Origin of the sequence: Exiguobacterium sp. s46, assembly GCF_018618875.1 — a bacterium.
In the GTDB taxonomy this organism is placed as follows: Bacteria; Bacillota; Bacilli; order Exiguobacteriales; family Exiguobacteriaceae; genus Exiguobacterium_A; species Exiguobacterium_A abrahamii.
Genome location: NZ_JACSMY010000001.1, coordinates 1,196,622 through 1,220,223 on the forward strand (window position 1 = coordinate 1,196,622; position 23,602 = coordinate 1,220,223).

The 23,602-nt window shown below is 48.7% G+C and carries 23 protein-coding genes; 4 read left to right on the forward strand and 19 right to left on the reverse strand.

Annotated elements, in window-relative coordinates:
- The 3 genes from KNQ08_RS06400 to recU form a co-directional block, all read right to left on the reverse strand.
- Window positions 1–2,265, reverse strand: coding sequence for a DEAD/DEAH box helicase (locus KNQ08_RS06400; RefSeq protein ID WP_050677424.1), 2,265 nt, complete (start codon window positions 2,263–2,265; stop codon window positions 1–3).
- A 103-nt stretch (window positions 2,266–2,368) separates the two neighbouring features.
- Window positions 2,369–5,035, reverse strand: a complete 2,667-nt coding sequence (locus KNQ08_RS06405; protein WP_214805135.1) for a PBP1A family penicillin-binding protein — start codon at window positions 5,033–5,035, stop codon at window positions 2,369–2,371.
- A 20-nt stretch (window positions 5,036–5,055) separates the two neighbouring features.
- Complete coding sequence (recU, locus tag KNQ08_RS06410; RefSeq protein WP_035396916.1) at window positions 5,056–5,682, reverse strand: Holliday junction resolvase RecU; 627 nt, start codon at window positions 5,680–5,682, stop codon at window positions 5,056–5,058.
- Window positions 5,683–5,756: 74 nt separating this feature from the next.
- Here recU and KNQ08_RS06415 point away from each other — a divergent pair, with 74 nt between their 5' ends.
- Both KNQ08_RS06415 and KNQ08_RS06420 read left to right on the forward strand, forming a co-directional pair.
- Window positions 5,757–6,059 (forward strand): DUF1798 family protein, encoded by a 303-nt coding sequence (locus KNQ08_RS06415; protein ID WP_023468613.1) that lies wholly within the window; start codon window positions 5,757–5,759, stop codon window positions 6,057–6,059.
- Window positions 6,060–6,234: 175 nt separating this feature from the next.
- Window positions 6,235–7,149 (forward strand): DUF3800 domain-containing protein, encoded by a 915-nt coding sequence (locus tag KNQ08_RS06420; protein ID WP_023468614.1) that lies wholly within the window; start codon window positions 6,235–6,237, stop codon window positions 7,147–7,149.
- A 187-nt stretch (window positions 7,150–7,336) separates the two neighbouring features.
- Here KNQ08_RS06420 and nth read toward each other — a convergent pair whose 3' ends face one another.
- The 10 genes from nth to panB all read right to left on the reverse strand — a co-directional run bounded on the left by nth (window position 7,337) and on the right by panB (window position 16,835).
- The gene (gene nth, locus KNQ08_RS06425) at window positions 7,337–7,993 is read right to left on the reverse strand and encodes an endonuclease III (RefSeq protein WP_214805137.1); all 657 of its coding nucleotides are present in this window, start codon (window positions 7,991–7,993) and stop codon (window positions 7,337–7,339) included.
- A gap of 4 nt (window positions 7,994–7,997) precedes the next feature.
- Entirely contained in the window at window positions 7,998–8,576 is a 579-nt protein-coding gene (locus KNQ08_RS06430; RefSeq protein ID WP_023468616.1) for a DnaD domain-containing protein, read from the reverse strand.
- Between the two features lie 75 nt (window positions 8,577–8,651).
- A complete protein-coding gene (gene asnS / locus KNQ08_RS06435; RefSeq protein ID WP_174316766.1) occupies window positions 8,652–9,941 on the reverse strand; it encodes an asparagine--tRNA ligase in 1,290 nt (429 codons plus the stop codon).
- 29 nt (window positions 9,942–9,970) lie between these two features.
- Window positions 9,971–11,152 carry a pyridoxal phosphate-dependent aminotransferase gene (locus tag KNQ08_RS06440; protein ID WP_214805139.1) on the reverse strand — a complete coding sequence of 394 codons (1,182 nt, stop codon included), beginning with the start codon at window positions 11,150–11,152 and terminating at the stop codon, window positions 9,971–9,973.
- Window positions 11,153–11,166: 14 nt separating this feature from the next.
- Entirely contained in the window at window positions 11,167–11,634 is a 468-nt protein-coding gene (locus KNQ08_RS06445; protein ID WP_133207483.1) for a hypothetical protein, read from the reverse strand.
- Window positions 11,631–11,801, reverse strand: coding sequence for a YpmA family protein (locus KNQ08_RS06450; protein WP_012370646.1), 171 nt, complete (start codon window positions 11,799–11,801; stop codon window positions 11,631–11,633). The genes KNQ08_RS06445 and KNQ08_RS06450 overlap by 4 nt, the downstream gene beginning before the upstream one ends.
- Window positions 11,802–11,863: 62 nt before the next feature.
- Complete coding sequence (gene dinG / locus KNQ08_RS06455; RefSeq protein WP_149427575.1) at window positions 11,864–14,677, reverse strand: ATP-dependent DNA helicase DinG; 2,814 nt, start codon at window positions 14,675–14,677, stop codon at window positions 11,864–11,866.
- Between the two features lie 105 nt (window positions 14,678–14,782).
- Window positions 14,783–15,166: an aspartate 1-decarboxylase gene (panD, locus tag KNQ08_RS06460; protein ID WP_029341994.1), complete on the reverse strand. Its 384-nt coding sequence runs from the start codon at window positions 15,164–15,166 to the stop codon at window positions 14,783–14,785.
- A 2-nt stretch (window positions 15,167–15,168) separates the two neighbouring features.
- The gene (gene panC / locus KNQ08_RS06465; protein ID WP_149427576.1) at window positions 15,169–15,999 is read right to left on the reverse strand and encodes a pantoate--beta-alanine ligase; all 831 of its coding nucleotides are present in this window, start codon (window positions 15,997–15,999) and stop codon (window positions 15,169–15,171) included.
- Window positions 15,996–16,835 carry a 3-methyl-2-oxobutanoate hydroxymethyltransferase gene (gene panB, locus KNQ08_RS06470; protein ID WP_050677432.1) on the reverse strand — a complete coding sequence of 280 codons (840 nt, stop codon included), beginning with the start codon at window positions 16,833–16,835 and terminating at the stop codon, window positions 15,996–15,998. Before panB ends, panC begins: the two co-directional genes overlap by 4 nt.
- 88 nt (window positions 16,836–16,923) lie before the next feature.
- On the opposite strand from panB, the gene KNQ08_RS16970 reads away from it, so the two are divergent.
- Entirely contained in the window at window positions 16,924–17,046 is a 123-nt protein-coding gene (locus tag KNQ08_RS16970; RefSeq protein WP_256429275.1) for a hypothetical protein, read from the forward strand.
- A 37-nt stretch (window positions 17,047–17,083) separates the two neighbouring features.
- On the opposite strand, the gene KNQ08_RS06475 is transcribed toward KNQ08_RS16970, so the two are convergent.
- Genes KNQ08_RS06475 through bshA form a run of 3 tightly spaced genes read right to left on the reverse strand, consistent with a single transcriptional unit; the run spans window position 17,084 to window position 20,287 of the window.
- Window positions 17,084–18,055, reverse strand: coding sequence for a biotin--[acetyl-CoA-carboxylase] ligase (locus KNQ08_RS06475; RefSeq protein WP_214805141.1), 972 nt, complete (start codon window positions 18,053–18,055; stop codon window positions 17,084–17,086).
- Window positions 18,025–19,158, reverse strand: coding sequence for a CCA tRNA nucleotidyltransferase (locus KNQ08_RS06480; RefSeq protein WP_251133631.1), 1,134 nt, complete (start codon window positions 19,156–19,158; stop codon window positions 18,025–18,027). The genes KNQ08_RS06475 and KNQ08_RS06480 overlap by 31 nt, the downstream gene beginning before the upstream one ends.
- On the reverse strand, window positions 19,145–20,287 hold the full coding sequence (bshA, locus tag KNQ08_RS06485; protein ID WP_050677434.1) for an N-acetyl-alpha-D-glucosaminyl L-malate synthase BshA: 1,143 nt from the start codon (window positions 20,285–20,287) through the stop codon (window positions 19,145–19,147). Before bshA ends, KNQ08_RS06480 begins: the two co-directional genes overlap by 14 nt.
- 170 nt (window positions 20,288–20,457) lie before the next feature.
- Between bshA and KNQ08_RS06490 the strand changes: the two genes are divergently transcribed.
- Window positions 20,458–21,345, forward strand: coding sequence for a YitT family protein (locus KNQ08_RS06490; protein ID WP_064299676.1), 888 nt, complete (start codon window positions 20,458–20,460; stop codon window positions 21,343–21,345).
- A 42-nt stretch (window positions 21,346–21,387) separates the two neighbouring features.
- Here KNQ08_RS06490 and KNQ08_RS06495 read toward each other — a convergent pair whose 3' ends face one another.
- Genes KNQ08_RS06495 through KNQ08_RS06505 form a run of 3 tightly spaced genes read right to left on the reverse strand, consistent with a single transcriptional unit; the run spans window position 21,388 to window position 23,562 of the window.
- Window positions 21,388–22,068 (reverse strand): zinc metallopeptidase, encoded by a 681-nt coding sequence (locus KNQ08_RS06495; protein WP_023468628.1) that lies wholly within the window; start codon window positions 22,066–22,068, stop codon window positions 21,388–21,390.
- Window positions 22,069–22,113: 45 nt separating this feature from the next.
- Entirely contained in the window at window positions 22,114–22,716 is a 603-nt protein-coding gene (locus KNQ08_RS06500) for a DUF1405 domain-containing protein (RefSeq protein WP_064299675.1), read from the reverse strand.
- A gap of 54 nt (window positions 22,717–22,770) precedes the next feature.
- Window positions 22,771–23,562 carry a menaquinol-cytochrome c reductase cytochrome b/c subunit gene (locus KNQ08_RS06505; RefSeq protein ID WP_058704896.1) on the reverse strand — a complete coding sequence of 264 codons (792 nt, stop codon included), beginning with the start codon at window positions 23,560–23,562 and terminating at the stop codon, window positions 22,771–22,773.
- Window positions 23,563–23,602: the final 40 nt, after the last annotated feature.

Genomic DNA, 23,602 nt, shown 5'->3' on the forward strand with positions numbered 1-23,602 from the left:
TCATGATAGTTCCTTCTCCATTTCTGCTAACAACTGAATCGTTCGTTCTTTCTCGTCTGCTACACCAACCATACCGATACAAGCAGGACAACCGTCCTGACAAGGGCATGTGACGATCGAATCACGGGCGGCACGCAACATGACACCGCGTTGCTTATAAATCGACTCCGCGAGACCGACACCCCCTGGATAACGATCATATAGATAAACAGTTGGCTGTTGCGTGTGTGTCGCCTTGACTTGCGGCACGACGAAGACATCACTGGCATCACACATCAAATAAAGCGGTGCGACACGTCTGAGACTATTCGCGACCCCTTCTAACACCTGTTCGAGCTCTGTCGAAGAGCGTGCGTGATCGGGTAAAGTGAACCAAACACCTGTCGTATGAATTTCTCGTTCCGGTAAGTGAATCGGACCAGACCCGATGTTCTCATGCGTACCGAACTTAATCTTCTTAAACATTGTTGCCATTCCGCGGACGCTAACATCGCCGCGCGCAACACTATATTCTCCCTCTGCATACTGTTCATCTTCTTCGAGCACGGAAAGGTCGACTGAAAAATTAGCATCCGTATAATAATCAACGTCCACGGCACGGACGAACGCTTTTTTCTCTTCAAAATCCAAATGCTCAACTTGGTATTGATCGGCTCCGTGAAGATAAATGGCCTCGTCATGTAACAATGTCATCGCACTAAACGTATCCATTTCACCGATGACTCGATTCGGTACCTCGGTCTGATCGACGATGATGACGTTCTCTTGATCACTCGACCGAAGCGATATTCCATGAGCCGGAAACGCATCGTTCATCCAATAAAAGCGATCGCCACGTTCGTGCAGGACACGCTCTTCGACTAAGTATTCGAGGATATCTTCCGTCTCGAGAGTCCCAAATGATTCTCCTTTCGTAAAAGGCAGTTCAAACGCTGCACATTTGACGTGATCGACGGCAATGATCAGATTATCCGGATCAAGTCGGGCTGCTTCCGGGGATTGATTCAAGAATAACTCTGGTCGTTCTGCGACATATTGATCGAGCATACCGGAAGAAGCGACGAGAATGATTAGTGCATCATCTTGTCGACGTCCCGCACGCCCTGCCTGTTGCCAGAGCGAAGCAATCGTTCCCGGATAACCATTCATGATACAGACTTGCAGTTGACCGATGTCGACACCAAGTTCGAGAGCGTTCGTCGAGACGATACCGGTGATCTCTCCTTGACGTAACCGTCGTTCGATATCGCGACGCTCACTCGGCAAATAACCGCCCCGGTACCCTTCGATCGATCGCGGACCGAGCTCATGCGGATAGATGCTTCTTAGATACGTCAGTAAGACTTCAACGCGAACGCGTGACCGTGCAAAGACGATCGTTTGGAACTTTTTCTTGATGAAGCGCATCGCCAGTTGTTTCGTCTCAAGCGTCGCTGAACGTCGAATGCCGAGTTGTGCGTTGACGATGGGTGGTTGATAGACGAGAAAATGTTTACGTCCTGTTGGCGCACCGTTATCATCAATCAAACCGACTGTTTTTTCTGTCAGTCGTTCTGCTAGTTCCTGCGGATTGGCGATCGTCGCACTCGTCATGATGAAGACGGGATCACTACCATAATACCGACAAATCCGTCGCAGGCGACGAATGACATTGGCGACATGGCTACCAAACACACCACGATATGTGTGTAATTCATCAATGACGATATACTTCAAGTTCTCGAACAGTTCGATCCATTTCGTATGGTGTGGTAGGATGCCGGAATGTAGCATATCCGGATTCGTGATGACGATATTACCAGCTTTTCGTACTTTTGTTCGAATCGTCGGTGACGTATCTCCGTCATAGGTAAAACATCGGATCGGCGCCTCTAATTGATCGATCAATTCAAGTAATTCACTGTTTTGATCCTGTGCGAGGGCTTTTGTCGGATAGAGATATAATGCCCGCGCGTTCGGATGCTCGAGCAGGTGCGATAAGACCGGTAAGTTAAAACAATAGGTCTTTCCGGAGGCAGTCGGTGTGACGATGACCGTCGACTCTCCCGCTTGTACACGTTCAAACGCTAACCCTTGGTGACGGTACAATTGCGTGATCCCACGTGTTCGAAGAGCTTGTCGTAAACGCTCCGGTAGTCGTTCTGGAAAATCGACATACCGCCCAGCTGTCGCTTCCATCGTTTTCATATACGTAATCCGCTCCATGAACGAGCGGTCCTGTTTCAATTCTTCGAGAAATGCAACGAGCGTTTGTTTCGCTTGCATGCCTTCACTTCCTTCCACTTCTCATTATACAAAAAAAGAGGCAAGACCAAAGAACGAACTACTCGTCTTTGGTCTTGTCTACTTTACAAGTGACGCTCCTTTATTAATCTTCAGAGTCATCTCCATTGTTATTCGGATTGTTGGTATTGTTGTTTCGTTCCGTCGAACCATTCGAATTGTTTTGCGCGTTTGCTCCATCATTCGAATTCGGTGCATCTGTTGCTGGTTCGTCCGTCGTCGGTTCATCCGTTGCCGGTTCGTCCGTCGTCGGTTCATCCGTTGCCGGTTCATCCGTCGTCGGCTCGTCCGTCGTCGGTTCGTCCGTTGCAGGTTCATCCGTCGTCGGTTCATCTGTCGATGGTTCGTCCGTTGCAGGTTCATCCGTCGTCGGTTCATCTGTCGATGGTTCGTCCGTTGCAGGTTCATCCGTCGATGGTTCATCCGTCGTCGGTTCTTCTGCTTCAGGATCGGTAACCGTTACCGTCGTCGAGACCGGACCAGATTCCTCTCCAGACGCTTTCGCTACGACTTGGAACGTTGACCGTCCTGGTTTCAAACCATTGATGGCAATTCGATTCGTCGTGCTCGTACCAATCGTCGATGTTTCACCGTCAGCATCTGTCATCGTCACTTCAAACGATACATCGTCATACCCATTGGCACGAAGCGCGGCGTCATTATAGTTCCAAGTCAGTTCACCGCTCTTTGTGTCTTCATCGTAAGATGCTTGTAATCCAGTCGGAGCGGGTACCGTCTTTTTTTCAACGACAGGTTCCTTCGTCCCTTTCACGTACAATTCATTTCCGATACTGAGGACAGAACTAGGTTGTTCAAATGGTGCTGGCGTACGATCACGTGTCTTCGTGATGAAATCTTTCCAGATTTGCTGTGCCATCGTACTGTTGTACGGACCGCTAAGTCCGGCTCCATTGTTGTTTCCGGATTTCGTTGTCCCTGTCCAGACACTGATTGAGACATCCGATGTATATCCTGCGAACCAGACATCTTTATAGGCATTCGTCGTTCCTGTTTTACCGGCTGCATCAAATGACAATCCAGCACTCGGGAACGTACCACCTGGTTTTAAGACGTCACGCAGCATGTCCGTCAACATATACGCTGTGTAGTCTTCCATTGCCTTTTTCGATTTGATCGGTGATTTGATTTTAGATCCATCACTATACTCAATCGATTTGATGACGTGCGGTTTGATATAATCGCCACCATTACCGAGTGTGGCATAAGCTCCTGCCATCTGTGTCGTATTGAAACCGTGTTTCATCCCACCAATTGCATACGCAGGCGAAATCGACTCATCGTCTTTCATCTTCAAGCCAGATTTTTCAGCGAACGCCTCGACTGAATCACCGCCGATTTCTTGATACGTTTGGATGGCCGGTGTGTTTGCCGAGATTTTTAACCAGTGGCGGATCGTGTTCGTGCCACGGTATCCATCATAATAGTTTCCAATCTCTTTGCCGTTGACTTCTGTTGGTTTATCCGTCAATTGTTTCGCAGTCGACCACTTATCATTTTCAATCGCTGGTCCGTAAGCGAAGAATGGTTTTGCGGATGATCCCGGTTGATGCGGTTCATTTGCAAAGTTTCGTCGCGCTGTGCCTTTACCTGGATTTTTACCATCAACGACCGCAAGAATTTCTCCAGATTGCGTGTTGACCGCTGTTGCAGCTGTTTCCGCATATTCCGGTAACTGAACGATTTGGTCTTTCTTGATCGCTTCATTCATGTAGTCATGCATTGGTTTATCGATCGATGTATAGATCTTCAACCCTTGACCATAAATGTCTTTTCCTTCTAAACCAAAATCATCTTCTAACTCTTTTGATACCATATCGAAGATGACGCTGTCATACGATTCATCCTTCGTCGACTTCGGCGCTGGATTGATTAATTTTGAGATCGGTTGTTTGACCGCTTTGTCTCGTTGCGCTTGTGAGATGACGCCTGTCGTCAACATCGCATCAAGAACTTGTGTCTGACGCCATTTCGTCAGTTTTGGATCTCCTTTAATTGGATCGTATGCGGTCGGACGTTGTGGCAGTCCTGCGAGCATCGCAGCTTCCGCATAATTCAACTTATCAACTGATTTGTTGAAATAAGCTTTTGAAGCCGTCTGAATCCCAAACGAGTTTTGACCATAGTAGTTTTTGTTCAAGTACATCTCTAAAATTTGATCTTTTGTATAGTCCTGCTCTAACCGGATTGCGAGCCATTGTTCTTGGACTTTCCGCGTGACCGTTTTATCGAAGCTAAGGAATGATTGTTTGACGACCTGTTGTGTGATCGTCGACGCTCCTTCCGATCCAAAACCATCCGTCACGTTCGCGATGATGGCTCCGCCAAGACGACGGAAATCGATTCCGTTGTGCTGATAGAAACGACGGTCCTCAATCGAGATGAATGCGTCTTTGACGACTTCCGGTACTTCATCGATTGACACGTATTCTCGACTCGTTCCGCCTTTCGTAATCTCTTCCTTATTGCTCGCATAGATTTTCAATGGCAGAGCATCTCGAAGTTCTGTCTCATCGAGCTCAGGTGCCGTAGCAATCGCGTAAGCGGCAAATCCGCCTCCGACTAACATCATGACGATGAATAATCCGGTAGCGATCAGCAATAACTTTTTCCAAAGTGGACCTTTCCCACCGGAACCTCCACCTGACTTTTTCTTTTGGGGACGTTTCGTCCGTTTCATCTTTTTCTCAGATGACTTCGTCTCTTCACGACGTGCGACACGACTTCTTTCCATATGCTATCCTTCTCCTTCAATCAAAAAGTGTCTGAATTGAAATATAGTTCGTCCACTGCCTTTAAATAATCGATGGCAGGGTACGCGCCAGTCTCGACTTTGATACCGTCTCGTTCAATGACCGTCAGCGGAATTGATTTTCGTCCGCTTTCTAGCTGATCCCACCAGGGGAACACGTGCTCGACTGAAAGCACATATTGCACATTATACAGACTGAAACGAATGATGACAAAACAAATTCCTCCATGTTCGACACATTGACGCATGTGTGCGATTTGATGGGGGTGAAAATTTTTTATCGGGAAGGACGTTTTATTCGTCGTCTCCTTCGCTTCGAAATCAATATATTTTCCGCGATAAACACCGTTATAGTCCGTCGTCGACGGTTGCTTGAAGTAGGCTTCCTTGACGACCGCTGCCGACCGTTTCGGATAATCAACTTGGACGATTTGTAACGGAGTGGGTTTCTTGTGAATGATTGCCCGATTATGGGTCAGGTAAAACGTATTACTTTCATTCAATAATTTTTCGAGCGTCATCCCTCGATTCGAAAAGGTGGAATCGGTTGATCGCGCCTTCTTGATTCGGGTTCCATGCGACTCGAGTGGCTTTTGAAATTTTTTACCGTTCGGGTAATTCAAAACGATTCCCCTCCTATCGCGTTTATTGTACCATGATATGTGATTGTACCGTATCGGCCGAGAGGAGTAGTTAAAAACCAATGACAATTGAACCGTTATTACAAGAGATTGAACGTATTTATCAAGAAGGACGTGCCGGAACCGAATATGACTTCAATCGAGACGTCGTACCGTTCGTTGAACGAGCGGATCAACTGATTGCACAGTGGCAAACGAATGCCCAAGATAGTCCTTACTTACGACCTAGCATGGTCGAAAGCGCCGTTGATCAACTGAAGCAAATTTCCGTCCAAGCATTTCAGCCGAAAACGAGTCTGAAACGCTTCAATGAAACGATTAAATCCGTTCGTTATATCGATCGCTTAATGAATGGTGAAGAATAACGATTTAAAAACAGGAATTATCTTCCTTAAGTCGAACACCTAATCATACGAGGGAATGTTTCTACGGTTTCACTTATCAGGCTATGGCTTTTCAGCCGCCTAGCGTGTAAAGTGGCATCAAGAGCATTTCTTTCGAAAAGACTGTGTAATTATTGTGCAATTGGAGGAGATTCATTTGAACAAACGGGTACAATCGAACGTCAAAGGCGTTGACGTCAAAGGATTTCCTAAGAATTCGACCCCTGCCCCGAAGAAATACATTATGTTCGTCGACGAAACTGGGACACCGAAGGGTAATACACAATTCAATTTAACGGGTGTCTTGATGGAATATAAATATGCCATCGATTCGGACGAGACCGGTGAACCAAGTCCGCTTCGTCAACGTTTGATGGATTTTAAGGCAAAAGTTTTTGAAGATCCGCATATTCCCCTTCATTTGAAGGAGATTTTAAAAGCTGAGCATCCGTATGGTAAAGAAGATGGTATCACGATCGATATGTTACGTCATTTCTGGATCGCCTTACCAGAATTTTTAGTTGATATCGATTGTACGATCGTCAGCGTCGAAGTCGATAAACAGAAGCTACAAGACTTTTTCTCGACACCAAAGGATCCGTATGTCGTTGCCTTCGCCCATCTGATGAAGTCGTTTTATTCCTTCCTCGATGAGACAGAAGCAACGAGTGCGCGTGTCGTTCTTGAAAGCCGTGATGATTATCAAAACTTGCTCATTCAAAAGGCGTTCTTCGATATCTTCAATTCGGGAACGGTCCATCTCGACGTCGAAAAAAGCCGTCAAAAAATCAAAGGCTTCATCTTTGCTGAAAAAGACAGCGACCTCTACCAATCTGGTCTTGAGATTGCCGACTTGGTCTGCTTACCTTTATCTCGCGTCCGTCGTGGTGTCATCGAGGTAAAACCACGGTTTGTCCATTATGGGGACGAAAACCGGATTTTTAAAGCCATCAAAGATAAGATTTACATTCGACGCGATAGTCCGGACCAAGATTTCCGAAACTGGGGATTCAAAAAAGTACCGATCACGAAAAAGCGTCGTGAATGGTCCGATACTCCTTGGAATGGGTAATGACTCAAAAATTAGTCTCTACAAAGATAAGGGTGGCAGAATGATCTGTCACCCTTATCTAATAAAAAAGAATGACTCGTCTTTTCACGCTCTTTCCTCAGGTCTTGTTTGTCTCTGACAGCGCAAAATGCGCTTTTCCTGTAGGAGTTGCGTATGACGAGTCATTCTTTTTTATAGTCTGTCCCTTTTAGGGTCTAGCTATTCCTTTTGTCCGCTTTTTCCCCTCTCGACACATGTCGAGTAACGGGCACGCTTCACAGTTCGGACGTTGCGCCTTGCAGTGATAACGCCCAAAGAAGATGAATTGATGATGGAGCTTTGACCAACGCTCCCGTTTGAAACGACGCATCAGTGTTGCTTCGACCTGCGTGACATTATCCTTCCAGCGACAGATCCCGAGGCGTTTCGAGACACGTTCGACATGTGTATCGACCGCAAAGGCCGGTACATCAAAGGCGACAGACAAGACGACGTTCGCCGTCTTGCGTCCTACGCCAGGTAAGGCTTCGAGCCCGGCGCGTTCCGTCGGGACTTCTCCGTCGTGTTGCGCAAGGAGTTGTGCCGCAAGCGCCTTGATGTTTTTGGCTTTATTCCGGTACAATCCAAGTCGTTTGATTTTGTCCTCGATTTCCTCAACGGGTGCCGCAGCAAGCGACGCAGGATCCGGATACGCTGCGAACAAACCAGGCGTCACTTGATTGACAAGTACGTCGGTCGCTTGTGCACTGAGTGCAACAGCTACGACCAGTTCAAACGGGTTGCGATGAATCAACTCACAAAATGCATCTGGAAACATCTCTTCTAACGTTGCTTCAATCCGATCGATTTCTGCCTTTCGTAACATCTCCTTAACCTCCCCGCCCTGCGAGATCCTCAAGCGTCTTGATCCCTTCACGTTCCCACGTCCGTAAAATTTGATTGATATAGGTCATTTTGCGGACATTATGATAGACCGCTTCTCGAAGTGCGGCAAGTACTAGCTCTTCCGAAATGTTCTCGATCGTCAACCACTGAATGATCTGCTCCATCTGAAACGGTGACATCATCCCGAGTTCCCGCTCGAATTGTTGGAAGACGGACGGGTTGATCGTATCAAAGTTCGGTGCTTCCTGTTCCGGTGGAGCCATCAGCTTTTCGTAAAGCGGAACAAGCGAATAACGTTCAGACCCATTGACGTTCTCCATTGCCAGTAATCCTTTTTGTAATAAACCGAGTGTCGTCTCGATCGTTTCCGTCTCGGATAGTCCAAGTCGATTACTTAACTCTTCCGGTGACGGCATCTCCATGCCCTCTGCCCGGCAAGCAAACAATTGACCAATCAACGTGAACTCGACAAAACTGATGCCTAACCGTTTTGCCTCGGTGAACAATCGTTTCGGTAAGACGACCGTCCCTTCCTCGAATAATTGCACTAAATTATGATTCATCGTATTTCCTCGATTCTCTAGTCTAAACAAGAAATCGACCCGTCGAGACGATGGGTCGATGTTTTTCCTTACTGCTTATGGATAGAGGCGGTTTAGCAAACGTGGGAACGGAATTGTTTCCCGAACGTGCTCGACACCTGTGATCCAAGCGACTGTCCGCTCTAAACCAAGACCGAAGCCACTGTGTGGAACAGAACCGTATTGGCGTGTTTCGAGATACCATTTATAAGCACCTGTCTCGTCAAGACCATGTTTCTTCATCTCAGCGAGGAGTTTTTCATGATCTTCTTCACGTTGTGAACCACCGACGATTTCCCCGTATCCTTCAGGGGCAATCAAATCATCACACAAGACGAAGTCTGGGTTTTCCGGATCTTCTTTCATGTAGAACGGTTTGATTGCTTTTGGCCAGTGCGTGATGAAGACAGGACGTGCGAAGCTGTTTGCGATTGCTGTCTCGTGTGGTGCACCAAAGTCATCGCCGAATTCGATATCGTCGAATCCTTGCTCCTTGAGCATGTCGATTGCTTCCGTGTACTTGACGCGCGGGAACGGTGCTTTAATGTTTTCAAGGACCGTCAAGTCACGTCCAAGCAACTCAAGTTCCGCACGACAGTTTTTCAGTGCTGATTGCACAAGGTGCGAAACATAGTTTTCTTGGACTTCGAGGTTCATCTCGTGATCGTGGAATGCCATCTCAGGCTCCATCATCCAGAATTCGATCAAGTGACGACGTGTTTTTGATTTTTCAGCACGGAACGTTGGACCGAACGAGAAGACCTTTCCAAGTGCCATTGCTGCCGCTTCCATGTAAAGCTGACCCGATTGTGAAAGGTACGCATCTTCATCGAAATATTTCGTGTGGAACAATTCTGTTGTTCCTTCTGGTGCGCTACCTGTCAAGATTGGCGGATCCACTTTAATGAATCCTTCTTGGTTAAAGAATTCGTACGTTGCACGAATCAATTCGTTCCGAACGACCATGACCGCATGTTGACGCTTTGAACGCAACCAGAGGTGACGGTTATCCATCAAGAAGTCCGTTCCGTGTGCTTTTGGTGTGATCGGATAATCGATCGCTTCATGGATGACTTCGATTTTTGAAATTTCCATTTCATGACCGATCGCTGTCCGACCGCCATCTGATTTGATGACACCTGTCACCCATAGTGATGATTCCTGCGTTAAGCCTTTTGCTTGCTTGAATAAGTCTTCGCCGACTGTTTCTTTGACGACGACACCCTGCATGAATCCAGAGCCATCCCGAAGTTGGAGGAAGGCGATTTTACCGCTTGAGCGTTTGTTTGCTAACCAACACCCGATCGTCACTTCTTCTCCTACATATTTGTTTACATCCCGAATCATTGCTTTCAACAGTCAACATCCTCTCTCTATTAAACGGCTGTATGTGCCGTGATGAATCCTTCAATCCGGTCGAGTGCCTCTAGGACACGTGCCGGATCCGTCGCGTAAGATAGGCGGACATAGTCCGGTGCACCAAATCCTGAACCTGGAATCAAGGCGACCTTCGCTTCAGATAAAACAGCTGTACACCAGTCATCGACATTATCGAATCCACACATCTCGGCAGCTTGCTTTGCATGTGGGAACAAGTAGAATGCCCCTTCTGGCTTCAGACACGTCAATCCTTTGATTTCAATGAGTCGTGCATAGATTTTCTCAAGTCGTTCCTCAAAGATGACACGCATCGCTTCGACCGGTGCATCGCCTTCTGCATACGCAGCAACCGATGCTGCTTGCGCAATCGATGTCGGGTTCGACGTCGAATGGCTCGCTAAGTTCGTCATCGCTGCGATGATCTCTTTCGGTCCGATTGCATACCCGATCCGCCAGCCTGTCATCGCATGGGACTTCGAGACACCATTGATGATGACCGTCCGTTCGCGCATCTCTGGCAAGGACGCGATCGAGATATGTGTCGCACCGTTATAGAGCAACTTTTCATAAATCTCATCACTGATGACGAGTAGATCGTGCTTGATCGCAACATCTGCTACCATCTCGAGCTCTTCTTTCGAATAGACCATTCCTGTCGGATTCGATGGTGAATTCAAGACGAGTGCTTTCGTTTTTGGGGTAATGTGTTGCTCGAGCAATTCCCGTGTCACTTTGAAGCGAGACGATTCGTCCGTTTGTAAAATGACCGGTACGCCGTCACTGAGTTTAATTTGCTCTGGATAACTGACCCAGTATGGTGCCGGGACGATGACTTCATCGCCTGGATCGAGAATCGCTTGGAACAACGTTGATAGTGCATGCTTTGCTCCTGAAGCGACCATGACTTCTGAGCGTTCGTATGGCATCCATAAGTCACGGCGTGTCTTTTCGATGATTGCATCCTTCAAGGCAACCGTTCCGCCAGACGGCGTATACTTCGTATCGCCCGCTTCTGCTGCCTCGAATGCTGCTTGGATGATGAATTCCGGTGTATTGAAGTCGGGCTCTCCCGCACCTAAACCGATGATGTCTTGACCTTCTTCACGTAGTGCCTTGGCTTTCGCTGTGATGGCTAGCGTCGTAGATGGTGTCAATTGTCGTACGCGTTTCGATAACATGTCGCCCACTCCCTTTACTTGATTCGTAATCGTTTGATGAAAGAACCTTCTTGATACGTGTAATACGAATAATCATAACCTGTCGTCGTCTTTGAAACGATCTCGATGACAGCACGATCCTCAAAGCCGTACTTAGCAGACACGATGTCTCCCAGTTCCGGATGATCCGCGATGACCGTTTTGATGGCAGTACCATCAGCAACCGGTCGTGTCTCGATCGTTCCTTTTTTCGGAACGAACGCCCGTACCGCCTGTCCGTTCTGCTTCATCGTAAAAACGACATATTGGCGTTTCCCGTTAAAGACAGATTCGAACCGGACGTCCGTCGGTTTGAGTTCTTTTTTCAAACGCGCCTCTGCTTGTTCGGCGACGCTTTGTTCCCGGTCTTTTGCCTCAGCGATCGTCACCTGATAAACGGCGGTGCCAAGTACAGTCAAAAGGATGAGTGCACTTAGCAGACCAAGCGTGATTTTCCACTTCATGTGCGGTAGATGGTAAAGACCATCTGCTCCTTGTCTTTTTCATCGAGAGCAAGACCGAACATTAAATCTTCCGTTTTCAGTGTCCGATTCAACAAGTCGACGATTTTATACGTATCGTCATGGCGGTTCACTTTGACGGTCGCAAGTGTTTCAATTTTTGAATCCATCTGTATGTCCTCCCTCATTTTTCTCTATCTATTATAATGCGATAGGGTTTATCTGAATAGACTTAATCGCCATCATTCAAGAACAATTCTAGTTCTGCCGTCAGTTCATCAAGCGGTTTTGATAAAACAGGTACTTTCGGCAGACTCGTGACGAACCGTTTTCCATAACGCGTCGTCTCAATCCGGCGATCAAGTACGAAGACGACACCTCGGTCGTTCGTCGTCCGGATTAAGCGTCCAAAGCCTTGCTTAAAGCGAATGATCGCTTGCGGTAAGCTGTATTCGAAAAATGATGATTTCCCGAGTTTTTCGATCCGTTCCGAGCGTGCCTGGACGATCGGTTGATCCGGTGGCGCGAACGGTAGTCGGACGATGACGAGACAACTGAGATCATCTCCTGGGATATCGACCCCTTCCCAAAAGCTAGCCGTCCCGAACAAGATACAAGCGTCGAGTTGCTTGAACTGTTTCATCAGTCGTTGCCGTGAACCTTGCGTGACCCCTTGCGAGAGTAACGTAAACCGGTCAGGTAACAGCGGTTTCGTCGCTTCATGCGTCAGTCGAAGTAAATCATTTGAGGTAAACAAGACGAGCATCCGTCCTTCCGTCACCTCTGCGATTTGTAAGATGGCTTCCGCAATCGTCTCTGCGAATTCCGGCAATGGTACATCCTGTAAGAGCGGGAGATCCGTCGGAATCATCAATCGCACGTTATCGGCATATCCGAACGGCGACGGAACGACGAAACGACGTGTCTCGAACGCATCGAGCCCTAAACGGTTCTCAATGAACTGGAACTTGTTCGAGACAGTCAGCGTCGCAGACGTCAGGATACACGTCCGCTTCGAAAAGACGTCCCGTCGCAATCGCTCTGAAATGTCGATTGGTTGTGTGTAGACCCGTGTTAGTTTCCGGTTCTTAACAGACGTCTCGATCCAAGATACCGTCTCATCGTGCGGGGCAAGCATCGTCTCGAAGATGGCGAGCTCCGCTTCTTCGATTTGTGACGTGATCGCTTTTAAATCCGCGACGAGTGAACGTTCGCGATAACTCATCTGCTCCCGGTGTTCATGGAACAGTTTATGAATCGCCCGGATTGCTTGACGCAAACGCCGCAACACCAATTCAACCCGCTTGGCACTTTCCTGGACGGCACGCATCGAACGGTCGAGTCGCTTGAAGCGAATGCTGACCATTCCTTCCCGTCGTGCTTTGCGGGAAGCCAGTTCGAGCCCGTATGCTTGAATGATCATTAACAGCCCGTCTGCTTCTTCGAGTAACGTCGTTAGTGCCTCATCAACCGTCTCACTATGGGCTTCGACCATCTCGGCGATGTCCCATTCTTCCGACAGATCGAGCAAGCGGTGTAATAATTTTTTATCGGACGAATACCCGAGTTGTCGGAACAGACGATCAAACGTATGTCCATCAAAGACGAGACCAAAATGATGGCTCGCGACTTCTTCGATTTGGTGTGCCTCGTCAAGAATCAACGGACTTCCTTTCGGTAAGACCCCTGCTTCGAACTGCAGGTCACTAAACAACAAGGCATGGTTCGTGACGATGATCGTCGCATCCTTTGCTTGGCGAATCGCATGTTGGAAGAAGTCCCGGCTGTACCACGGGTCAAATCGTCCGAGCTGCGATTGGCTATCAGACTGGATCAACTGTTTAATGCCGATATTGCCTTGCGCTGCACCGCCTGGTAAGCTGACTTCTTCTAAATCTCCCGTTTCCGTCTCCGTCAACCAGACGAGCAGAATCGCTTTTGCGAGCGTGAAGTTATAAGCATCCTCTTGATCATTCAAGAAAAATTCGAATTTCCGTAAATCAATATAGTTACTTCGTCCCTTAAGCAATGCAATCTGGACCGGCGCATCGAACAGTTGACGCAAGAGCGGTAAATCACGCGCGAACAGTTGCTCCTGCAATTGAATCGTGTGCGTACTGACGACGATCGGGACTTCATGTTCGAGCGCGTAATGCGCTGCCGGAACAAGATAACCGAGCGATTTCCCGGTTCCCGTTCCCGCTTCGACGAGTAACGGCGTTTCTTGATCGAGCGATTGATAGACATGACGCATCATCTCGAGCTGCCCACGTCGCTCTTCGTATCCTTCGAATAGACGAGGGAACGTCACGGCATTCAATTCATCCACGAATGGTCCGAACGGTTCAAGAACGGGCGGATGCGTTAAGCGTTCGATCGTCTGACGCTTTTTCAAAGCGATTTTTCGAAAACGATCAAACTGTGAATCCTCCTCGATGCCGACTAAACGAATCGCATGGTCGATTTCCTCTTCGATGGCACTGAACAGGCGTGGTGATAAACGTCTTAAGTGCTTCAATGTCTCAAGCGGCAACGTATGTAGTCGTTTGAGTAGTTCAAGCAACAATTCAGCCGTCGCCGAAGCGTCACTCCCTGCCCGGTGCGCTTCTTGATGGGCAAGGTGTAATGACTCTGACAGATGCGACAGCGCGTGACTTTCTGCTGTCGGAAGTAAGATTCGTGCGAGTTCGACCGTATCGATGACAGGACCTGTGTACGGCAAGTATCCTTCCTCTTCTAACGCATCGTTTAAGAAGTTTAAATCGAACTGCACATTATGTGCGACGAAGACACCACCATCGAGCAATGATAAGACACGCGGTGCGATGACATCGAATGTCTCGGCCTCTTTGACATCCTCATCCGTGATGCCCGTCAACTGGGAAATGAACGGAGGAATCGGTTGGGTCGGACGCACGAAGGCAGACAATTGTTCTGTCAACTGTCCATCTTCAATGACCGCCATGCCGATCTCAATCATCTCATCGCCAGCCTTTATGGAATGACCTGTCGTTTCCAGGTCGACTACGACGTACTTTTTCTTCAACACTGATCCTCCACCTTTTATCCATCCTCTCCATGACCGGATGGCATTTCATTCTTCATCTTAACAAAAAAAGAGACCCGCTGACATGATCGGGTCTCTAAAATTTCATAAGATCGTGTGGGCGATTTCTTGAGACAACATTTGTTTGATGTCGTTCTGTTCATTTAGAACAGCCACTTTTGGAACATGTGTCGCGATTTCTTCCGTCGATAGTTGTGCGTACGCCATGATGATGACCTCATCTCCGACTTGGAAATGGCGAGCTGCCGCACCGTTCAAACAGATGACACCTGAACCACGAGCACCTTTAATCGCATATGTTTCAATCCGTGCACCGTTCTGATTGTTCGTCACTTGGACTTTTTCATTTTCAAGAATCCCGACAGCATCGAGTAAATCTTCATCGATCGTAATCGAACCAACATAGTGTAAGTTTGCCTCGGTGACCCGAGCTTTGTGTAGTTTAGCGTGCATGAATGTGCGTAACATCGTCATGCTCCTCTCGTATATAGTAAATTATCGATCAAGCGTGCCGATGCAAACTGCACGGCGACAGCTAAGAGAATCGTAGTCGTTTGTTCCGTAACGGGTCCTAGTGATGGATAGTCGACGGCTTCGACGTAATCGATCGTCGTCCCTTCGAATTGAAGTGCTTCGCGCGTCCGATCGAGAACCGTTTCAACAGGCACCCCTTGATCGAGTGCTTGTTTCGCTTGTTGCAACGCCTGCTGGATGCCCGGTGCTTGCGCCCGCTCTGTTTCCGATAGATAGACATTGCGTGACGATTTTGCTAGACCATCCGCTTCGCGAATGATCGGGCAACGGACGATCTCAACCGGAACAAAGTAATCAGCGACATACGCTTCAATCAATGCGAGCTGTTGTGCATCCTTTAAACCGAAATATGCACGGGTTGGACGGACGACGTTCAATAGTTTACTGACGACCGTCAACACACCATCAAAATGTCCTGGTCGTGATGCGCCGCATAAGACATCATCACCGGAGCGGACCGTAACACGAGCCATATCCAGCGGATACATCGTCTCGTTCGTCGGATAGAACAGATAATCGACCCCTTCTGCCTCCGCAATCTTCTGATCGCGTTCCGCGTCTCGTGGATAACGATCCAAATCTTCGTTTGGTCCGAATTGTGTCGGGTTGACGAAAATACTCAAGACGACGACATCGTTCTCTTGTCGTGCTTGTTTGAGCAAGGAGGCATGACCTTCATGCAAGAATCCCATCGTCGGTACAAAACCGATTGAACCGGCTCCCGCTAAACGTTCGCGTAACGTCTGGACGTCCTGGATGATTTTCATTCTTTAGTCCCTCCATAAAGCGCACCAATCAGTTCTTCGTCCATCTGGAACGAGTGTGCTAGTTCAGGGAAGGCACCGGCTTTGACGTCTTTGACGTAAGCAGCAATCGCTTCCGTTCCTGAAGTATTCCAATCCGTGTAGGCTTTGACGAACTTCGGTAAACGACCGACACCATACGTCAAGATGTCATGATAGACAAGTACTTGACCGGCGACGTCTGCACCGGCACCGATTCCGATGACCGGAATCGAGAGGAGCTCTTGAATGCGTTTCGCGAGCGGATGCGGCACACATTCGAGGACGAGCATCTTTGCTCCGGCACGCTCTGCTTCCAAACTGTCTGCAATCAGTTGTTCGGCTGCTTCTAATGATTTCCCTTGGACTTTGAATCCTTCAAGGACACCAACGGATTGTGGTGTTAATCCGAGATGCGCGACGCAAGGCATCCCAGCGTCCGTCAAACGACGAATCGTCTTTAAGATCTCCCCTGCCCCTTCCAGCTTCAAGGCATCTGCCTGCGATTCTTGGAAGATACGCGCCGCTGATTCAAGCGTGCGATCAAATGAACCATGATAACTTGCGAACGGCATATCGACGATCATGAACGTCTGTGGTGCGCCGCGGCGTACCGCGCGCGCATGATGAACCATGTCGTCGACCGTGACAGCAATCGTTGAATCATAGCCGAGGATGACGTTCCCGAGGGAATCGCCGACGAGCAACATATCGACTCCTGCTGCTTCCGATAGTTTTGCTGAAGGATAATCATACGCCGTCAACATGACGAGCTTCTCTCCAGCTTGTTGTTTTTTGAGTAATGGACCCATTGTGTGCATCGTGTTCTCTCCTTACGTGTGTAGGGAGGACAAAAGGAAAACGCCTTCTTCTCCAAAATAAATGCATGCGGAAAAGAAGGCGGAATAATTGAATATCGTCCTTCTGTCCCTGTCCGTTAAGATCAAGGCAGTTGAAACAGCTAAAACTGGCACCTGTCAATTCGGTATGGTTCCGGCAAGCGGATACCATCCGTGGCTCTATTATACATGACGGGAAAAGCTCTCTGCAAACCGTCTGATTCAAACCTTTATTCTTTTTCCCAGTAAATCAGCTCTGCCGAATGGAAACGGGTCTCCCCCGTTTCCGTCTCAATCCGAATCGTGCCCGTCTCGTCAATACCGAGCAATGTTCCGGAAGCGGTCATCTGACGTGTCCGTAGCGTCACTCGTTCATGTAAGCGATCTGCGAGTGTTTCCCACTCCGAGACGAAAGATCCGAATCCTAGCTCGAGCCACTGCGTGTATAGTCGTTCAAATCGATTCAAGAAAGTCGCGACGACCTCCGCACGTCGGAAAGTTCTTCCTGATTCTCGGACGAGCGAGGTAGCACGGTCCTCGATCCCTTCCGGAAACTGCTCGTGATGCACATTGATGCCGATGCCAATGATGACTGAACTGATCCGATCCGCCTCGGTCTGCATTTCCGTCAAGATGCCTGCTACCTTACGACCGTTGATCAAGATGTCGTTCGGCCATTTAATCGTAACTGGAACATCGAATGTCCGGAGAGACTGTGCAAGTGCAATACCTGCTATGAGCGTTAATTGACCTGCTTGGTGCATCGGTACATCTGGTCGGACGAGTAGACTCATCGCGATGCCCTCATTTTTCGCCTCATGCCACGTTCTCCCTAGCTGTCCGCGTCCATTCGTCTGGTGATCGCATACGACGAGTGTTCCTTCCTGCGCTTGCTGTTGCGCTTGCTCATGTGCAATCCGCTGCGTCGTGTCCAGTTCTTCGAAATGAAGGATGTGGCGACCAAGACGTGCTGTCGTTAACCATTGTTCAATCGCAATCGGTGTCAGCAAATCGCCTTCATCGACTAATTGATAGCCTTGTTTTTTATTCGAGATGATCTGGTATCCTTCTTCCTTCAAGGTTTGTATATGTTTCCAAATAGCGGTACGTGAAATATTTAACGTCTCTGCTAATTCCTGTCCGGAGTACCACGTCCGCTGACGAAGTGCGATCAAGATTTGTTCTCGGACTGAGTGCGCCATCGCTCTACCTCCTTCAATAATGTTACGCGGTCGTTTGGGCAAGCGCGGGTGACGACACTGTATTCCAAATGCAAAAGTGCTTCTTTGATCTGTTGTTTTTGAAGACCGAGGCGGATCATGTCTTTTCCGTCTACAGCGAGCTCTTTACGACTGCGAATCGGTAAATCTGATCGCTCCGGATAATCCGTTCCTGTCATTTCCCGAAGGATCATCAGTTCTTCGTCCGACAATTGATAACGATCCCAGTCTTGTAACGGTCGGTGTAACAGAGGTGTTAAACGAGTTGCGAGCTGCACTTGATGTTTCGATCGTTTCCAGCGTGTCAATTGATCTTTCGCGAGACCGGCATCGAGTACGAGTGTCCAGACAGCATCCTTTGAAACACCCCGAAACGACTGATGCGCGAGTCCTGTGACGATTTCTGAAGTCATGCCGGGGAGGTAGCGTTCGATTCCAGTCCGGAGCATCGCCTGTAACGCCCGCTGTTTTCCAGGACCAAGTAAGAGTTTCTCGAACTCGATCGCAATCCGCTCAATCGCAACGGCCGCTAGGTGCGGAGCGAGTTCGACAATCGCTTGTTCAGTTGCCTCGTCAAGCGAGAAATCCAGTTGGCTCATGAAGCGGAACGCCCGCATCATTCGAAGCGCATCTTCATTAAAACGTTCGGCTGGTTCGCCGACCGTCCGGATGATCCGCTCTTCGATGTCACGCGCTCCTCCGAACAGATCGACACGACCGGTTGGTCTGAGTGCCATCGCGTTGATCGTAAAGTCACGTCGGGTCAAATCCTCTTCCAAACTAACGCCAAGCGTCACCGCATCCGGTCGTCGGCGATCGCTGTACGTTGCTTCCGAGCGAAACGTCGTGATCTCGTACGGCACGTGGTTGAGAACGACCGTCACGGTTCCATGCTCGAGTCCTGTCGGAATGACGACAGGGAATAAGTCGATGATCTGTTCCGGTAACATCGAGCTCGCTAAATCATAGTCTCCTGGTGTCCGGTCGAGTAACATATCGCGAACGGCGCCACCGACGATATAGGCTTCACCACCCGCTTGTTCGATCGTCTGAATGATATGATGTGCGCCTTCAAGCAAGTTCATGACGCGCACACACCCGTTCATAGACTTGTTCATAACGACGGACGATCTCATTCGAATCAAAACGACGACGCGTATCACGAATGCCCTCTTCTGCCATCCGTTCCCGTAACATCGGGTCATCCGCGAGTTCACCGATTCGTGCCGCAGCCATTTTGACGTCGTAAGTCGGAACGATATATCCGGTTAATCCGTCCTGGATGACTTCCGGTAAGCCACCTGCTGTCGAGACGACACTCGGGACACCAATTGCCATCGCCTCAAGGACGACGAGTCCGAACGCTTCTTTTTCAGACAACAGGACATGAATATCACTAATGGCGAGCAATTGCGCGACGTGTTCCTGTTTACCTGCAAAGATCACTTTGTCGTAAATGCCGAGTTCCTTTGCGCGACGTCTCGTTTGTCCCATCTCTGGACCATCCCCGACGAGCAACAGACGCATCTTCCGGTCTTTCGCTGCAATGGCGAACGCCGCAAGCGTATCATCGATTCGTTTGACCGGTCGGAAGTTCGAGATGTGAATGACGACGACTTCGTCCGCTTCGATGCCGTAATGCCGCTTCAAGCGTTCATCCCGCATCGGATAATAGACACTCTCATCAATCGAGTTCGCAATGACATCGATGTCGTAGTGTGCGTTGAGCGTCGCATTCGTCTCAAGCGCTAGACTCTCGGAGACGGCCGTGACCGCGTCTGATCGTTCGATGCCGTACCGGATGGCCGGTTGCATCTCTAAATCTTGCCCGATGACGGTGATGTCCGTTCCGTGTAACGTCGTCACGACGGCGACACCTTTTTTCTTTGCCATGTTTCGTCCGAGATCTGCACAGACCGCGTGCGGAACGGCATAATGAGCATGGATGACATCGAGATCGAATAAATCAATGATTTCTGCGACTTTTGACGCTAACGTAATGTCGTATGGTGGATATTTAAAAACGGAATACTGGTTGACTTCAACCAAGTGGACCGTGATGTTTGGCCGATATTCCGTCAGGCGAAACGGCATGCTCGACGTAATGAAGTGGACGTCATGTCCACGATCCGCTAATTTCATACCGAGCTCCGTCGCGACGACCCCACTCCCGCCGACGGATGGATAACAAAGAATCCCAATTGCTTTTTTCATGATAAAACCACACTCTCTTTATGACTTCTATTCGTCTCTATTCTAAGCAATATCAATCGGAATGACCATACTGATCACTTTTCGACTGATTTTCATAGGAAAAGCTAGTCTTTTTCCGACCGTGCCGTTACCCTAGAGAAAGAGTCTTGATTTGAAAGGAGCATACGGAAATGGCACCTCCATTCCAATTTCCGATTCGGATCCAGAACATTTTCTGGATTTTGATCGGATCATTCATCTTTGCTTTTGGTATTTATCATTTTAACGTTCAAAATGAGTTAGCAGAAGGCGGTTTTACTGGGATTACCTTGATCTTAAAAGGACTGTTCGGATGGTCTCCATCGATCACGAACTTAGTATTGAATGTCCCACTTTTTTTCGTCAGTTATAAAATTCTTGGTCGGACGACCTTCGTCTACACGTTGGTCGGTACATTCAGTTTTTCCTTCTGGTATGGATTAATTGCCAAATATTCACCACTCGTCATCGACCTGCGCGACGATATGGTGCTTGCTGCGCTTTTTGCCGGTGTCTTCATCGGCGTTGGTCTTGGTATCATCTTCAACAATGGTGGTACGACAGGTGGCGTCGATATCATCGCGCGTTTGACGAAACGCTACTTCGGTTGGTCGATCGGTCGAACTTTCTTGATTTTCGATTTCTTCGTCATCGTCGCATCCTTGACGTATCTCGACTACAAACAAGCGATGTATACGTTACTTGCCGTTTACGTCGGCGCCCGCGTCATCGATTGGATGCAGGAGGGCACTTATGCTGGTAAAGCAGCGATGATCATCAGTGATCACCGGACGGAAATCGCCGACGGTATTCATGCGACGATGAATCGTGGCACGACCCGTCTGATCGCAAAAGGCGGTTACTCCGGACGGGATCTCGAAGTACTGTACGTCGTCGTCGCTCGCAATGAGATCAATCGCTTGAAGACGCTCGTTAAAAGTGTCGACCAGCACGCCTTCATCACGTTGCATGACGTCTATGAAGTAACAGGAGAAGGTTTCACGTTCGACGAAAATCGGGTCCCAATCAAAGAAACGTAAAAAAACACGGATCGCTCAAACGAGCAATCCGTGTTTTTCGTTTTAGTCATCACTTGACGGGTTGAAGACGAGCAGTGCGAGACGAAGGAACTCGGCAACAGCAACGAGTGTTGCTGCCACGTACGTCCAAGCCGCTGCGTTCAAGACACGACGTGAACCACGTTCTTCTTCGGCATCAATGATGCCATGCTCCGTCAACTGCGCCATCGCTCGATTTGAGGCATCAAACTCGACCGGTAACGTGACGAGTTGGAAGATGACGGCACCAAGCATCAAGACGACACCAAGCATCGCAAGACCACTGAAACCAGCGAACAGACCGATCAACAACAGTGGAAACGATAAGTTCGATGTGATCGACGCGACAGGTGCGATCCGGTGACGGACACGCATCATGTTGTAATCCGTCGCATCTTGAATGACGTGACCGATTTCGTGCGCTGCAATCGAAACGGCTGAGACCGTCGAACCGTAATAGACGTCTTCCGACAAACGAACGACTTTGTTCGTCGGGTCATAATGATCGGACATCGTTCCACCGATCGGCTCGAGACGGACGTTCGTGATTCCGTTCTGCTTCATGATGAAGTCTGCGACCTGCGCTCCCGTCACCCCACTCTGAATCGGAACATCTTGATATTTTTTATAGGTGCTCCGCACCCGCATCTGAGCCCAGATCGGGACGATGATGATGATCGCGAGATAGATCAAATAGTTTGCCACGAGACATCGTTCCTTTCTTTTTTTGATTATAGGTCTATTTTATGTTCAAGTGATCTTATTGTCAATTGAATCGCGCGCGACAAGCAGATATCCCATCAAAAGACATAATCCGGTCAACCAGAAGGAGCCGTAGCCGATCCACTGGATATGCTCCGCAAGCGCTGGGTAACGCGGCCATTGTCCGAGGACGTAATCGACGACATCGTTGTGAATGACCCAGATGGCGACGAGGACAAGCTCCTTGACGCGAAACGTCATCAGCGGACTGTATAATAACGCCTGGAACGCCATCGCTCCGTGCGACACCATCAACATCAGTGCCATTGCTGTTAAGATTGGATCCTCCGTTCCGAGTTGATTCAACATCAACGCATTCATGACGACTGCCCAGACCCCATATTTGATCAATGTCACGAACGCGAGCGCTTCAAATAGTCGGGAACGTCGTCCGAAAATCCAGAGAAAGACGATGATCGTAAAGAACAGGGATGCTGTCGGGCTATCCGGAATAAATGGGTAGTAATACCACTTCGATGTCGCAAGTTGTGGTTCATACCAGTAGTAACCGTATAATGTGCCTGCTAAGTTGATCAACCCGACAATCCAGAGTACGGCTTTATGTCGGAGTAATGTCAAAATACCTTGCAATCGTTTCACCTCATCATCGACAAAAGCCGGAGGATTGCTCCCCCGGCTTTTGGCTTATTTATTGTTTTCGCCGCCTTCACCGTATGAAGCGATGAATTTCGCGAGTTCTTTACGATCCGCATCTGATCCTTTGTACTGACCAGCAGGCATCGAACCGATCCCTTTATCTGCGATTTCATAAATCTCTTCTTCTGTCTTCTTCGTACCGACGAGTGCCGGAGCTGCTGCTCCACCCTCGAGGTTTTTACCATGACAGTTGACACATGACTGGTTCGAATAAATTTCGTATCCTTTTGCCGCTGTATCAATTTCTGGTCCTTCGTTCATCGTCAACTCACCTTGTTTATGGATTGTATCCCAGTGAGTCGTTTGAACAGATTCCCAAGTCAAGAAGACGATCGAGACGACTGCGAGGAGCATCATGCTGACTGCGATCGGACGTTTCGCAGGACGACGTTCAAGACCTTGGTCGAGCCATGGCGCGACGAGAAGTGCTGTGAACGCAAGACCTGGGAGAATGACCGTTCCCATCAAGATGTATGGACCTGCAGCGAATTGGTATTTCAAGAGCTGATAGAGGAATAGGAAGTACCAGTCCGGAAGTGGAATGTACGACGTATTCGTCGGATCGGCAATGTTTTGAAGTGGTGCTGCTTCTACGATTGTCAGTGTCATGAAGCCGATCAAGAAGACCGCTCCAACCATCCATTCGCGAAGTAAGAAGTTTGGCCAGAACGCTTCCGTTCGACCTGGATATTCCGAGTAGTCTTTCGACTTGTTCGGCATCCGGTTGTTGATCGACACCCGTGAATCGGTGACGAATTTCATTCCTTTACCACGATGCATCGTGTTCTCCCCCTTTTTTGTTGTCTAGATGATAGTCGGT